13 protein-coding genes are annotated in these 13,740 nt (G+C 43.3%); 8 read left to right on the top strand and 5 right to left on the bottom strand.

Annotation, left to right across the window (positions count from 1 at the left end; translation table 11 throughout):
- Positions 1–665: 665 nt before the first annotated feature.
- Together BTJ40_RS15680 and BTJ40_RS15675 are read right to left on the bottom strand one after the other, a co-directional pair.
- A protein-coding gene (locus BTJ40_RS15680) for an IS3 family transposase (RefSeq protein ID WP_108733978.1) occupies positions 666–1,804 on the bottom strand; the annotation gives its coding sequence in 2 pieces (ribosomal slippage) (positions 666–1,555 and positions 1,555–1,804; 1,140 coding nt in all).
- 50 nt (positions 1,805–1,854) lie between these two features.
- Positions 1,855–2,364, bottom strand: coding sequence for a TetR/AcrR family transcriptional regulator (locus BTJ40_RS15675; protein ID WP_108733977.1), 510 nt, complete (start codon positions 2,362–2,364; stop codon positions 1,855–1,857).
- A 135-nt stretch (positions 2,365–2,499) separates the two neighbouring features.
- Here BTJ40_RS15675 and BTJ40_RS15670 point away from each other — a divergent pair, with 135 nt between their 5' ends.
- The 3 genes from BTJ40_RS15670 to BTJ40_RS15660 all read left to right on the top strand — a co-directional run bounded on the left by BTJ40_RS15670 (position 2,500) and on the right by BTJ40_RS15660 (position 4,169).
- Positions 2,500–2,898 carry a GFA family protein gene (locus BTJ40_RS15670; RefSeq protein ID WP_108733976.1) on the top strand — a complete coding sequence of 133 codons (399 nt, stop codon included), beginning with the start codon at positions 2,500–2,502 and terminating at the stop codon, positions 2,896–2,898.
- 196 nt (positions 2,899–3,094) lie between these two features.
- Entirely contained in the window at positions 3,095–3,544 is a 450-nt protein-coding gene (locus BTJ40_RS15665; protein WP_238152027.1) for an N-acetyltransferase, read from the top strand.
- A gap of 58 nt (positions 3,545–3,602) precedes the next feature.
- Complete coding sequence (locus BTJ40_RS15660; RefSeq protein WP_157954110.1) at positions 3,603–4,169, top strand: dienelactone hydrolase family protein; 567 nt, start codon at positions 3,603–3,605, stop codon at positions 4,167–4,169.
- 166 nt (positions 4,170–4,335) lie between these two features.
- On the opposite strand, the gene csrA is transcribed toward BTJ40_RS15660, so the two are convergent.
- On the bottom strand, positions 4,336–4,500 hold the full coding sequence (gene csrA, locus BTJ40_RS15655) for a carbon storage regulator CsrA (RefSeq protein WP_108733974.1): 165 nt from the start codon (positions 4,498–4,500) through the stop codon (positions 4,336–4,338).
- A 713-nt stretch (positions 4,501–5,213) separates the two neighbouring features.
- Here csrA and ltrA point away from each other — a divergent pair.
- A complete protein-coding gene (ltrA, locus tag BTJ40_RS15645) occupies positions 5,214–6,512 on the top strand; it encodes a group II intron reverse transcriptase/maturase (protein ID WP_108732608.1) in 1,299 nt (432 codons plus the stop codon).
- 499 nt (positions 6,513–7,011) lie between these two features.
- On the opposite strand, the gene BTJ40_RS15640 is transcribed toward ltrA, so the two are convergent.
- Positions 7,012–7,893: a LysR family transcriptional regulator gene (locus BTJ40_RS15640; RefSeq protein WP_108733972.1), complete on the bottom strand. Its 882-nt coding sequence runs from the start codon at positions 7,891–7,893 to the stop codon at positions 7,012–7,014.
- A 476-nt stretch (positions 7,894–8,369) separates the two neighbouring features.
- On the opposite strand from BTJ40_RS15640, the gene BTJ40_RS15630 reads away from it, so the two are divergent.
- Complete coding sequence (locus BTJ40_RS15630; RefSeq protein WP_108733970.1) at positions 8,370–9,452, top strand: NAD(P)/FAD-dependent oxidoreductase; 1,083 nt, start codon at positions 8,370–8,372, stop codon at positions 9,450–9,452.
- Between the two features lie 95 nt (positions 9,453–9,547).
- Here the strand turns inward: BTJ40_RS15630 and BTJ40_RS15625 are convergent.
- Positions 9,548–10,686, bottom strand: a protein-coding gene (locus BTJ40_RS15625; RefSeq protein ID WP_108733969.1) for an IS3 family transposase whose coding sequence is annotated in 2 segments (ribosomal slippage) — positions 9,548–10,437 and positions 10,437–10,686 — 1,140 coding nt in all. Because the reading frame shifts where the segments join, the coding sequence is not laid out codon by codon here.
- Between the two features lie 452 nt (positions 10,687–11,138).
- Here BTJ40_RS15625 and BTJ40_RS15620 point away from each other — a divergent pair.
- From BTJ40_RS15620 to BTJ40_RS15610, 3 genes are all read left to right on the top strand, one after another.
- Positions 11,139–11,516: a MerR family transcriptional regulator gene (locus tag BTJ40_RS15620; RefSeq protein WP_108733968.1), complete on the top strand. Its 378-nt coding sequence runs from the start codon at positions 11,139–11,141 to the stop codon at positions 11,514–11,516.
- Between the two features lie 36 nt (positions 11,517–11,552).
- On the top strand, positions 11,553–11,996 hold the full coding sequence (locus BTJ40_RS15615) for an NAD(P)H-dependent oxidoreductase (RefSeq protein ID WP_202862816.1): 444 nt from the start codon (positions 11,553–11,555) through the stop codon (positions 11,994–11,996).
- 993 nt (positions 11,997–12,989) lie between these two features.
- Positions 12,990–13,598: a PD40 domain-containing protein gene (locus BTJ40_RS15610; protein WP_202862815.1), complete on the top strand. Its 609-nt coding sequence runs from the start codon at positions 12,990–12,992 to the stop codon at positions 13,596–13,598.
- The last annotated feature ends 142 nt before the right edge of the window (positions 13,599–13,740 follow it).

Here is a 13,740-nt window from a genome sequence, read left to right as displayed (position 1 = left end):
GGAACATGGTCAGAATGCAAATCAACACTGTCAATGTAGAGACAAGAAGCTCTTGAGGATAGTTTAATTACTTTCAGTAAGAAGCAAGAGCAGCTTCGTGGACTGATAAAGCAGACCGAGTAGGAGGGGTTGGGATGTATGGGCTAGGTTTCTTATAGCATGTGTTAGCTCCGGTTTAGTATTGCTCGATAGGTGGAGTTGTAAGTGGTGAGCAACATGGGTTATTAAGTCCTATGAAGAGAAAACTAGAATTAGTGTTTCGATACAGAGCTTTTACATAAGTTGCTTTAAACTGCTTGATAAATTTTTAAAGTGGGATGGATAGTTTTCTATTGGGCTGGCAGAATAGGTGCAATTCAGGTAAGAATTGCGCAAATTAACTTCAAGTGGATCAGCGTAGTTGAAATTATAGTTGGGGATTCTACATTGCTAAGGAGGGAAGACCTTAAGCTAGATAAATAACTAATCCATTTTATACACGCAAAGCGCTAACAATTAAAAGCACTCAATGTCAAAACTTCCACTCTGGTTTTATTCGCAGGTGCTTCAAGCGTTATATTCCACCCAATTTTAACCCCGCTTCTCGGCGACACGCTTGCAATAGTTTTGCAACGGAATCCTCGTTACTTATCGTTTGTTGTGGTCAACTCCAACCGGACACTTCTTTAAGCACATTTCTCAAATTCGATCGGGGCTAGGTCTCCCAGTGTTGTATGTATTCTGCGTGAGTTGTAATAAGCAATATAGGCCCTTACATCTGCTACCGCATCCTCCCTTGTCGGATAGAGGTTTTCCGTTAACCACTCCCGCTTCAAGCTACTGAAGAAACGTTCAGTCGGTGCGTTGTCCCAACAATTTCCCTTACGGCTCATTGAACACACCATCCCCTGCTGACTCAATAACGTTTGGTAGGTATGGCTGGCATACTGACTGCCACGATCAGAGTGATGCAGGAGACCTTTTGGGGGCGTACGCAAATTGACAGCCATCATCAACGCACGAGTTACCAGGGCCGTTTCCATCTTTCGATCTAGATGCCAACCAACAATCCTGCGAGAATAGAGATCAATCACTACCGCCAAGTACAGCCAGCCCTGCGAAGTCCAAATATATGTAATATCAGTCGTCCAGACTTGGTTTTTAGCACTCGGTGAGAACTCCCTATTAAGAAGGTTCTCTGCGACCGGCAGGTGATGTTTACTGTCTGTCGTCAGTGTAAATCGCTTCTTGCGCTTTACTGCCAAGCCTAGCTTTTTCATGAGCTTGCGGACTCGATAGCGCCCGACTTCAAAGCCTTCTTTACGTAACAGCTTCATTAGCCGACGACTTCCGAGACTCTGTCTAGATTCTGCAAATAGGGCCTTCAAACGATGGCATAATTGCCATGTTTGAGCATCTATTGAGCTATTGCCACGGTAACACCAGTCGTAATAACTAGTCTTACTTACCTGCATTACCCGGCAGAGCACCCTAACAGGAAAGCTGCCTTGCTGTTTTTCAATAAAGCTGTACTTTATTTCATTTCTTTCGCAAAGAAGGCGCTGGCCTTTTTTAGGATTTCTTTCTCCATCCGCAACTGCTTATTTTCACGTCGTAATCGCTCTAATTCTGCGCGCTCGCCTACATCCAACCTCACACCGTCTTCTTCCTGCTTCAGTTCCTTTATCCAGCGTCGCAGGTTATTGGTTGTTGTTCCTACAGCCTCTGCTGCTTTAGGAATTGAATACCCTTGCTCAGAGACTAGCGCTACGGCGTCTTTCTTAAATTCCGGCTTGAAATGCCGACGTGTACCTTTTGTTGTCATACTTCACCTCGCTTGGTAGTTTTACCATCTTAGCGAAGTGTCCGGAAGGATTAGACCACTACAGTTCTTGCTATGGCTACCGCACCAATGAGCATTGCAGTTACCGATAAAATGTCATTTTCGTCACAATCAACATAATTTTTAGCGTACTCCAAAATAGCTTTGTTCATGCCATCGTAGACGTTAGCATAAGTTGCTTTTGTTTCTTTATCATGCATGACTATATCTGTAGCCAAAAATGCCAGTGGACATGGGTATTCCCCACGCACATGCTCTAAGCTAAGGTACCCATCAAGCAGTAGGCATAGCCATGCCTTATCGGTGGTGCCAGCTGGCTTAAGTTCAGCAAGCTTAGTGCCATTGACTGCATACTTTAAGGACTCGCGATACAACACTGCCTTGCTGTCGAAGTGAGCATAGAACGCTCCTCTGGTGAGCCCGCAATCTTTCATAACTCCATTCACTGTAACGCCATCAAAGCCCTTGACTGTAAATAGCCTGAATGCGCTTTCAAGAATTCGTCTGCGAGTAGATTCCTTATGCTCTTTTGTATACGGCATGAGCTCTTATACGCCTACAATTTAATATGACCTATATCATATATTATGTCTGGTTTAACATGTAGCCTTATCTTAAGCCGGAGAAAATAAAATGAATGATTACGGTCAACGGTTATATTTCATGGAGGTGACAAATTGAGTAAAATAAAAGGTGGTTGCCATTGTGGTTCTATAGCATGGGAATTTGATCTTCCTATTAAGACAGTAGTGAAGTGTCATTGCTCTATGTGTAGGAGGTTACAAGGCGCTGATCACAGTACATATGCTGTTGTTCCAAAAGAACAATTCTCATTATCTAAAGGGAAAGACTTGGTTGTCAGTTATCAAGCTACCGAAAAGTCATATAAAAATTTCTGTTCCGTATGTGGAACGCCAACTCACCTTGTTAACGGAAAGCATTTCCCTGATGATTATGTGTTGCCACTCGGCATAGTTGAAAATTATACAAATGAGCTGGCACCTAAAATACAAGTGTATACATCGGAAAAACCTCCTTGGTCGAATATTCATGATGACGTGCCACTATTTAGCTGAAAATATAATAAAAAAGTTAAAAACCAATACAAAAAAGTGGGCTGGGGAATGTGAGCAGGCGCCTACCTTTCGGTCGGGATTAATCCTGGACATATTACAAAGCAGATTAAAATTATTTTCCCTTAAAACCACCCCAAAACGAGAGGGTCAAAGTTACTTTAATATGCGCAGAATTGAGTTTAAGGAACTAACTCAAGTGAATCGTGATGAATTGTTAGCTGTACTCAATGAGGATTCACTTAGGGAGCACTTAATTAAACATGAATACTTTGATGGCCAAAGCCTTAATGAGTGGATCAGGTTTAAATTAGAAGTAGACTCCCTGCCAGGGTGCCGTGTTCGACTAATTTACATCGGTGGAGTATTAGCTGGGTGGTGTGGTATTCAACCTGACGATAGCGACTTTGAGATGGCTGTTGTCATATCTCAACAATTTTGGGGTTCTGGACTCTCAGTATTCAAAACAATGATCGGTTGGGCTAAGGAGTTAGGGCATAAGGAAATAGTGTGCCATTTACTTGACAGTAGGCCGGAATACAAAGCTTTGAAAAGAATATCCGAAACAGTACATAAAACTGAGCTGTTGGGACGATATTTTACGACATACTGTATCGAACTTGATAAATATGAACAGAGTAAATTATAACTGATTGGTGTATCGTTTCTGTCTTGTTACATGAAAAAAATAAATTATAGCTTGGATATTGGTTTCAGATATTTTTGGTCGTACAAAAGCTTTAGAGCGATTTTCAGCTGGTCTTCCTGGTAGTGTGGAGATACTTGATCCGTATAATTCAGAAATGATGAAGTTTGATTGTGAAGTTGAGGCGTATTCACACTTTAGATCAAAGGTTGGGCTCGATAAATACGTTGAAAAATTATTAGAGAGAATCAGCGCATCATTTGGTTATGTGAATCTAGTAGGCTTTAGTATCGGTGCATCGGCCATATGGAGGCTATCTGACCATCAAGCTTTGAGTAAAGTTTCAGGGGCAATTTTATTTTATAGTTCACAAATTCGCGATTACGTCAAAATTGATTTTATATTTCCTACGCGCTTGATATTCCCGGCGATGGAGCCTCAGTTTTCTGTATTAGAGGTCATGCAGAAGTTGAAGCAGAAAGAGCTAGTGGAGGTTCATCATTCCACTTACCTTCATGGCTTTATGAATCTCCATTCCAGAAGTTATAATGCAGAAGCTTATGCTAAATATAAGCAGATAGTATGTAATACGCCCTTCAACGACCCCATCTATAAAGGTTTCAACTGAATGCAGTTCGTATTGGAGTTTGAAAAATAACACATAGATACAATTTTGGTTGGTTAGTTTGTGCAAGTGTTGAGCTAACCGAGGCCTTTCCAAAGGTCATAAATTGATTGGAAAGCCGTTTGAAAGAAAGAGCACTTGCTTCTCAACGGCTTCCACTGTTCACCATCTATTCCTTTTGGATGTGCCTATATATTTCTTCGCGATGAATGGGTACAGATTTGGGGGCATGTATCCCCATCTTCACTTGGTTGCCTTTAACCTCTAATACCTTAACCGAAACTTTGGTGCCGATTCGTAGGTTTTCACCTATTCGGCGTTTCAATATCAACATATTCATTTCCTACTGATACAGGCTACAAGAAAGGGCGTTCTCTTGGGTGAGTATTGAAAGAAGCGGCTAGAAGAGGGGGCGCACGAGAACGATAAGCATAGAAGAAGAAAAGGCGAGCGCAACGCTCCCAGAGCTTGGGGACACACCCCAAGCTACTGAATGTACTCCACTTTATTGAAGACGAGCGGGTATCTAGCGTATGATGCATATAGCCAGTGTGTCCTGAGTAATTTTTTTTAATAAATAAAAAAAAAAATACATGCTGTCCAGGAGATGGAGGTTGGCCCTCCGTTATCGCTTTGCAGGAAGTGGTAACAAACCACCTCAAGGTGGCCAGAGTAAAGAGCTTTGGTTAGAAGCGCTTGGGGAAAAGGCGTACGAGATACGTCAGGTGCGTTGTGTGGAGACGAATGCAAATGAACCGCTGATGAGGTGTCGAAAGCGGATTACCAAGATGATGTCAAAACCCGTGCACTGGCTAAGTGCGGGGATAAGCTTGGAGGTTACCTGTTTACCGACTAAGTGACATCCGGCATAAAGGCGGCGTGAACACACAACAGGCTTTTGGGTGGAACAGGAGAACCTGTCGTCCAGGTGTTAAGGAAGAGCGTCAAGTAGAGGCCCTACAAGACGTTGAGTACCAAGACTGGGCACAGGGGCGGAACAACCCGTAGTAGTGGTGAAGTGACTGTAATGGTCGTGGAGCGAAGGGGTTGTCGTATTCGGCGACTAACCGTGTAATCAACCCAGAGGGGGAGGAATTAACGATTAGCGCAAAGCCATTCAATATTCCCAAACGGGCGGTTTGGGAAGCGTGGAAGCAGATCAAGGCCAATGGAGGCGGTGCGGGGATTGACGGGATTACGATAGAGCAGTACGAATCGAATCTCGCCAGAAACCTGTTCAAGCTTTGGAATAGACTGTCATCTGGCAGCTATTTTCCATCAGCCGTCAAACGAGTGGATATTCCGAAGCTCGATGGCAGCCTGCGACCACTGGGTATTCCCACAATCGAAGATCGCATTGCACAAATGGTGGTCAAGCAGCTGCTGGAGCCAGAACTGGAGAAGGTCTTTCACCCTGACTCCTACGGTTATCGACCAGGTAAGTCTGCTATAGACGCAGTGCGCCGAGCTCGACAACGATGCTGGGATAGAATCTGGGTGGTTGATTTAGACATCAAGGGTTTCTTTGACAATATTAATCACGAACTCCTACTGAAGGCATTAGATAAACATAATAATCATCGGTGGGTCAGACTCTATGTGCAGCGCTGGTTGACGGCTCCTGTACAACATCGGGATGGACAGCTTGAAGAGCGAACACAAGGCACACCACAAGGAGGCGTAATCAGCCCGCTGTTGGCGAACTTGTTTTTGCACTACGCGCTGGACGTCTGGATGGTAAGAACGCACAAAGAAATTCCTTTTGAGCGTTACGCTGATGATGCGGTTTACCATTGTCGCAATCCCCGGGAAGCAGATCGCTTACTGGCAGCGCTGAAGGCACGCCTGACTTCCTGCGGGCTTGAAGCTCATCCAGAGAAAACCCGCAAGGTTTATTGCAAGAACAGCAACCGTAAAGACAACCACCCTGTGATCCATTTTGACTTTCTGGGTTATCGATTTGGTCCCAGGAAAGCAAAGAATCGCCATGGACAAACCTTCACCGCCTTTGGTCCATCAATGAGCCCTAAAGCTTTCAAGAGGATCAAGGATAAGGTTAGGCAGTGGCGTGTGATTAACTGGGTGGACCGATCACTGTCGGAGATGGCACAAGCACTTAATCCCGCAATACAAGGATGGCTGAACTACTACGGTCACTTTGGGCGGAAATATGGTGTTTATCGACTTCAGAAGTATCTTGATCAAACGCTGATGCGTTGGGCCAGGAAGAAGTTTAAGCATCTGAAGCGAAGCTGTTTCAAGAGTTGGGCCTTTATTGGAAAGGTTCGTCAACAAATGCGTGGCTTGTTTGCACACTGGAGAATGGGAAGATTGAAAATGTGCTGAATACGAAGAGCCGTATGAATTGAGAGGTTCACGTACGGTTCTGTGAGAGGCTGAAGGGGAAGTTCCTTTGGTCTACTCGACTTTTGATAGTGTCTGTATCAATTTGGTTAGCTGGCCCCGGGTGTTGGTAGCACCTTGGGTCAGCGCCTTTCACTTATTCTTATATCTCGCTACCGTTCTCCTCTTGAAGGGATAGATCGTTTAGGAAATTTTGGTACTTCTCTTTAGGTGAGGGCCGAGTCAAGCCCAACCAAAAATAACAAAATACTAATAGAGATCTATCGATTTTACGCATCTTTTATATGGAAACAAAGTTAATTGATTCTAACAGGATAATTTAAGCGCCTTTTATTTACTTGTGTGCTAGTATGATGAGGCTCAGCCAAAGAGTTTCTCTAGCAAAATGCAGACACCCGACAGGTCAGCTTTGAATTTTTAGAATCTATGTATTAAACATAAAGAATCTGGAAAATTCTGGTAGGAATATAGTAAGTGCCTTCTAATGAAGGCCCTGAAGGTTTAGGAATAATTGCCAAAGATAACTTGCTACGGGTCCCATCGGATCAGAAGCTTGTCTAGCCACCCGCACTTCCAGTTCTTGCGGTTTTGGTATCCCTTCCACTGCAATGGGCGATAATAAGCCCTGTTCAAGCTCCGCTTCTATCATATGTTCTGGTAGCGTGCCCCAACCCATACCTTGAAGGATAATTTCTTTTTTAGTCGGAAAATCGTTAACTCTCCATTGATCGCCCCCTTCAAGCACCCCGTAGGTTTTAGTGGATGACTTCCTGCCACTGATGATCACCTGGGGATGGCGTAGCATAACCTGCCTTGGGACTTCCTCGTATTGGGTAAGTAGGGGAGAGTTGCCAGCGATCACAGAAATGAATTTCATATTCATTAGATGAATGGAATCAAGCTGGTCGTAGGTTTGAGTCCACGGAATAATAGCTATGGAAACCTGGCCTGCCTTCAATAAGTCCAGTGGCCCAAGGCCATTTTCGGAATAGACCTCCAAGCGTGTTTTTGGGTACTCAATTTTGCACTGACGGATTGCGCTGAGTATTGGGCCGACTGGTATGGCGGAAGTAAACGCAATACCTACTTCCAGTTCTTCTCCTGCGACTAGCTGTTTAGCTAAGCTCTCAAACGAGTGGGCTTCAGCTAGTACATGTTTGGATCGTTCATACAGGGCTTTGCCGTCAGCTGTGAGTGTGCTCCTGTATTGGTCCCGATCAAATAGTTGTAGATTGAGGTCTGCCTCTAATTTCTTGATGGCGGCGCTTATAGTGGGCTGTGTTCGGTGAAGTGTTTGGGCAGCAGCTTTTAGCGAGCCCCCTTCAACTATCGCCTTAAAATATCGTAATTGTTCCAAAGTCATAGTGGTGTGAGTTTAGAGAAAATATAGGTAAGTTTCTGATGCAGCATATTTGAGGATCTTAAACTGAAAATAGCCATTAACTGGCTTTCTTTTATGAAGCATCTTTTCTGTTGTGCTGACAACATGAGTAATCTGCACTCGATACCATTTGCCAGTGCTTGCAAAATGGACAGCATCATCACCGCTGATCATTTTGAATGAGTAGCTTTTTACGTAAACCAGCTATTTGTTTTTCTTCTGCCAGCAGAAGCTGGGAGTCTGCGTGCACCTTTTTACTTCATACCTGCGCGGTATCATCACCTGATATCAGTTGAACCAACATGTTAGGTAAAAGCTAACAAGAGATTAGATTATAGTTAATATTATTAGTCTAAGTCTAATTTTATCCTTATCTCCCTATCAAGAAGTGACCTGTTCGTGAGGTATTGCGAACGGTCGCGCTTTATCTGAACAGTTGAACGATATTGAGGCGAGTTATGATCAAACGGACAGACGTGTTAATCGTTGGCGGAGGCTTTGCTGGTGTTTCTGTGGCTCAAAAGTTAGCTAAGCAGGGTATGCAGGTGGTGTTGGTTGATCGAAAGGACCATTTTGAAGTGACCTTTGCCACATTGCGTAATGCGATAGCGCCTAGCTTACTGACTGCTAATCCACGTAAGTATTATCGTGACTTTATTCAGAGTGATTTTGTTCAAGCAGATGTGGTTTCCATGGATGACCGGATAGCAAAGTCATCGAATGGATTAGAGATCCACTTTAAGCAGGCAGTTATCGCGACAGGTAGCCGCTACCCAACCTTGCCGATAGCTAAATCCACATCAGCTTATACAATTTCCGAGCGTGAGCAAGAAATGCGGAATGAGCAAAAAATACTGTCGAAATCTCAGTCAGTTTTGATTGTAGGAGGCGGTACCGTTGGCGTGGAGCTGGCCGGGGAAATTAGCAGCGCTTATCCCAATAAAACCGTGACGTTAGTCCATTCTAAAGATGTACTACTTGGCCATCTTAAGCCTAAAGCTCAGAACAAGGCGCTAGAACAGCTTACGGCTAAGGGTGTTAGCGTACATCTCAATACCCGGCTAGTTAAGGAAGGTGCAATTTACCGTTCTATGAATACTCAAGAAACTTTCAAGGCAGACCTGGTTTATGAATGTGTAGGTATGTCGCCAAATACCGAGTTTCTAAAAACAGAATTACCCGGTGTGTTAGATAAGATGGGATTAATTAAAGTGGACGAATATATGCGGGTTAGGGGTTATTCTAACCTTTATGCGATAGGTGATTGCTCTACTCTGGATGAAAATAAGCACGGCTATATAGCAAACGTTCAAGGAGGCATCTTAGCGAGCGTTATCATTAATCAAGCCAAAGGTAAAAAGGTTAAGCCTTATAAAACACCTAGTTATGCCATTGTTACGCCGACCGGTACAGAGACAGGTGTAGCTCAAATGCCTTTTGGTGTTTTTACTTCAAAGCTATTTGTTAACCTGAAACAAAAAGACATGGGGATAGGCCATATGCTTAAAGCAAGCGGTACAACTCCAGACTTACTTAGCTAGAGCTTTTTGGTATACTGTAGAGTACCTCTAATTAAAATCTACCAGTCTCTAAGGTTCCTCTGAATTGTTGTGGTCAACTCCAACCGGACACTTCTTTAAGCACATTTTTCAAATTCGATCGGGGCTAGGTCTCCCAGTGTTGTATGTATTCTGCGTGAGTTGTAATAAGCAATATAGGCCTTTACATCTGCTACCGCATCCTCCCTTGTCGGATAGAGGTTTCCCGTTAACCACTCCCGCTTCAAGCTACTGAAGAAACGTTCAGTCGGTGCGTTGTCCCAACAATTTCCCTTACGGCTCATTGAACACACCATCCCCTGCTGACTCAATAACGTTTGGTAGGTATGGCTGGCATACTGACTGCCACGATCAGAGTGATGCAGGAGACCTTTTGGGGGCGTACGCAAATTGACAGCCATCATCAACGCACGAGTTACCAGGGCCATTTCCATCTTTCGATCTAGATGCCAACCAACAATCCTGCGAGAATAGAGATCAATCACTACCGCCAAGTACAACCAGCCCTGCGAAGTCCAAATATATGTAATATCAGTCGTCCAGACTTGGTTTTTAGCACTCGGTGAGAACTCCCTATTAAGAAGGTTCTCTGCGACCGGCAGGTGATGTTTACTGTCTGTCGTCAGTGTAAATCGCTTCTTGCGCTTTACTGCCAAGCCTAGCTTTTTCATGAGCTTGCGGACTCGATAGCGCCCGACTTCAAAGCCTTCTTTACGTAACAGCTTCATTAGCCGACGACTTCCGAGACTCTGTCTAGATTCTGCAAATAGGGTCTTCAAACGATGGCATAATTGCCATGTTTGAGCATCTATTGAGCTATTGCCACGGCAACACCAGTCGTAATAACTAGTCTTACTTACCTGCATTACCCGGCAGAGCACCCTAACAGGAAAGCTGCCTTGCTGTTTTTCAATAAAGCTGTACTTTATTTCATTTCTTTCGCAAAGAAGGCGCTGGCCTTTTTTAGGATTTCTTTCTCCATCCGCAACTGCTTATTTTCACGTCGTAATCGCTCTAATTCTGCGCGCTCGCCTACATCCAACCTCACACCGTCTTCTTCCTGCTTCAGTTCCTTTATCCAGCGTCGCAGGTTATTGGCTGTTGTTCCTACAGCCTCTGCTGCTTTAGGAATTGAATACCCTTGCTCAGAGACTAGCGCTACGGCGTCTTTCATAAATTCCGGCTTGAAATGCCGACGTGTACCTTTTGTTGTCATACGTCACCTCGCTTGGTAGTTTTACCATCTTAGCGAAGTGTCCGGAAGGATTAGACCACTACAAATAGACATTCTCACTGGCCATTGAAAATCAAGTAAGAGGTAGTCCAGATACTAGCCATACCTGCCAGATGTGTATGAGGCGGCATAGGGGTGTTACTGCCATTAGTAGTAATTTATTTACGTAGTTAGGTTCCCCGTCTGAATTGATTACAGGAAATAAGAGGGCCTTTTCTTCTTAATTTGCGGTATTGCGTATTTACTTTCTTCAACGTAATGTTTGTGCCGAAAGCATGAGAATGTAAGAAGTGAGCTCCAGCTCTTATGGGTTTCTACTAGGTGCCCGTAAGGGCTGGCGAAGACCCAAACTTATGGATGGATCCTTTCGTGTGATGAATATTTTTCATAGGCTGTAATCTCAATGGGAAATTGAGCATAGGTAGGAGGTCTGTATGTTTATAGGAGAGGTGTCAAGAAGGACGAATCTCACTGTAAAAGCGATAAGATTTTATGAAGAGAAAGGCCTCATTGCCGTTCCTAAAAGGCAGGGCAGATATAGAGTCTATACGGCAGAAGATGTTGAAATTCATAATTTGATCTCAGAAGCTAAAGCACTTGGAGTGACTTTGGCTGAGTTGAAGGATGTTATTCGGTACCATAATGGAGAGGTTGATTGGGCTCGAATCAGTGTCTTTCTGAGGAAAGTAAAAAGAAAAATTGAGGCTGAATTGGAGTCACTTTCTAATAAAGCTGAGAAGGTTGATCAATGTATTGCGTCTATAGATTCCTGTCATAAAAGCCTTGACTCTCCCCTTAAGGTGAGACGGTAGAATTTTCATCATGTCTTTAAGCAATAGTATGACGCGATGAAAAATATCCTACTTTTAAATGGCAATCCAAAGAAGAACAGTTTTGTTAAGCAGTTGAGCGATGTCTATGAGTCTGAAGCAAAGAGACAGGCAAATGTTCGGCGATATAACCTGTCGGAAATGGTCTTCAATTCGAATTTAGAGTTTGGGTACGATGACTATCAAGTATTGGAGGATTGTCTATCTGAATTTCAAGAGGCTCTTAAATGGGCACAGCATATTGTTGTGGTGTCGCCTATTTGGTGGGGCGGATTGCCAGGAAAGCTAAAAGGCTTGATTGATCGATCTTTTCTTCCCGGAATTACCTTTAAATTTGAGAGTGGTAGTGCAGAACCCATACAGCTTCTTAAAGGCAAAACATCAAGAATAATTTTGACAATGGATGCCCCTACAGAATATTTAGAAGAACAAGCAAAGTCAGTATTAGAGCAGCTTGATTGATTTACTCTTCAATACTGTGGTTTTTCAAAAGCAGAGGTTAATTTATTTGGTTCAATGATTATGTCTGATAAGAATCAACAGGGTTCCTGGTTGAAAGCTGTTAAGGAACTTGGTGCTAGCTGTATATAACCTAGAACAAATCAATCTATGTTAATTACGACTTCCTAACGACAATCAATACGCTTGACTATATCTTATCTTCAATCGGTAGAGATCTAAGAAAGTGTATTTCAGGCAATGTATCTAATTGAGCTGCATTTTCTACCAGATTGATGTCTATCTGGTAGAAAATGCAGCAGCCATAGGGGATATAGTATCGCTCATTCTTAATCCCGCAGAATAAAAATTGATCATTCGATTGATATTAGAAAATAGTACTCGTTACTCCACAGTTTCCATCAGCATCTATTCTTTTGGACAGACTTGTGGATTTACTTACAGCGAATAGGTGAATATCTGAGGGTGTGTTTCTATAGGTTTAAGATCGTCGTGTCCCGATAACGCTCTCTGTAATTGGGGGCCCGGTGTAGATTGGCAATACGAAATGAGGCGCAAGGTCAGTATATATGGAGGGCAAAAGCGAGGTCCGAACCTTCGCTATAGAGTCGCTTTTGTGTATATTTCATACAAATAGTCGGCGGATCACACCTCTTCTCACAAGAATCAGGCAAAATTCATATGGACGTCAGGTGTTATAAAGCCTGAATAGATACATTGGTTGCTTATTACTTCATGTTTAAGCAAGGATATGTCATGAGGCACCTTTGTATTTCAATTGCTCTACTCTCACTGCTAACCCTGAGTGTTAACAGTTATAGTCAGGATACACTTACAGTTCTTGAGGGACCCTATCTTGGACAGAAACCTCCTGGGTTAACTCCAAAGTTATTCGCTCCTAGTCCCTCGAAAGAGTATCGGGATTGGGGTGGTTACTTCACGCCTGATATGAAGGAGTACTACGTTACAAGAAGATATCACCAAAGTGGCGAGTCTTTGAAAGTTGCATTCAAGCTTGAGGGTAATCGTTGGTATGAATCGGAAGTGGTCTGGGGTGGCTCTATCTCACCTGATGGTCAAACAATGTATTCTAGAAATCGATATAGAGAGCGCACTGATAATGGTTGGTCAGAACCTAAAAGCCTGGGGCCACTATTTGAAGACTTTCGTATCATGCGCCTTACGGCTTCGTCAAAAGGAACCTTTGTATTCGATGAGGTAGGTTCAAACGGGGATGGTATTCTTCGCTATTCGCGACTGTTAGATGGTAAGCGTGAAGAGCCAAAACCTTTTGGAAAGCAAATAAATACAGGCAAGTGGACTGCTCACCCGTTTATTGCCCCTGATGAGTCCTACATTATCTGGGATAGTGAAAGAGAGGGTGGATATGGTGATAGCGATATGTACATAAGCTTTCGCCAACAAGATGGCTCATGGGGTGCGGCTATTAACTTCGGTGATAATATCAATACAGAAGGGGAAGATGGTGGTGGATATGTAACGCCCGATGGGAAATACCTTTTCTACTGTCGGTATTGTACTCCACCAAATTTTGAAATAATGTGGGTAGATGCGAAGTTTATTGAGACCCTTAGGCCTAAATAAAGTTTACACTAAGCTACACCTAGTTCTCTGTATCTATCATTACGTTGCTAAATTTAAATTCTTTAATGATATTTCCAGTCTCCACGATGCTTAGAGTCCTGGTTGATTCCGCAGTAACCTGTTAAGTTGTATAGAATTCTTT

This window comes from Microbulbifer sp. A4B17 (assembly GCF_003076275.1).
GTDB lineage: Bacteria > Pseudomonadota > Gammaproteobacteria > Pseudomonadales > Cellvibrionaceae > Microbulbifer.
Note: the sequence above shows the minus strand (reverse complement) of the source record. Positions and strands in the feature narration are given on the sequence as shown.

What these genes read in the sequence shown, in the direction of transcription:
- BTJ40_RS15620 (WP_108733968.1), top strand. Translation starts at nt 11,139, where the DNA reads ATGTTTATAGGAGAGGTGTCAAGAAGGACGAATCTCACTGTAAAAGCG.
- BTJ40_RS15615 (WP_202862816.1), top strand. Translation starts at nt 11,553, where the DNA reads ATGAAAAATATCCTACTTTTAAATGGCAATCCAAAGAAGAACAGTTTT.
- BTJ40_RS15675 (WP_108733977.1), bottom strand. Translation starts at nt 2,364, where the DNA reads ATGCCGTATACAAAAGAGCATAAGGAATCTACTCGCAGACGAATTCTT.
- BTJ40_RS15640 (WP_108733972.1), bottom strand. Translation starts at nt 7,893, where the DNA reads ATGACTTTGGAACAATTACGATATTTTAAGGCGATAGTTGAAGGGGGC.
- BTJ40_RS15630 (WP_108733970.1), top strand. Translation starts at nt 8,370, where the DNA reads ATGATCAAACGGACAGACGTGTTAATCGTTGGCGGAGGCTTTGCTGGT.
- csrA (WP_108733974.1), bottom strand. Translation starts at nt 4,500, where the DNA reads ATGTTGATATTGAAACGCCGAATAGGTGAAAACCTACGAATCGGCACC.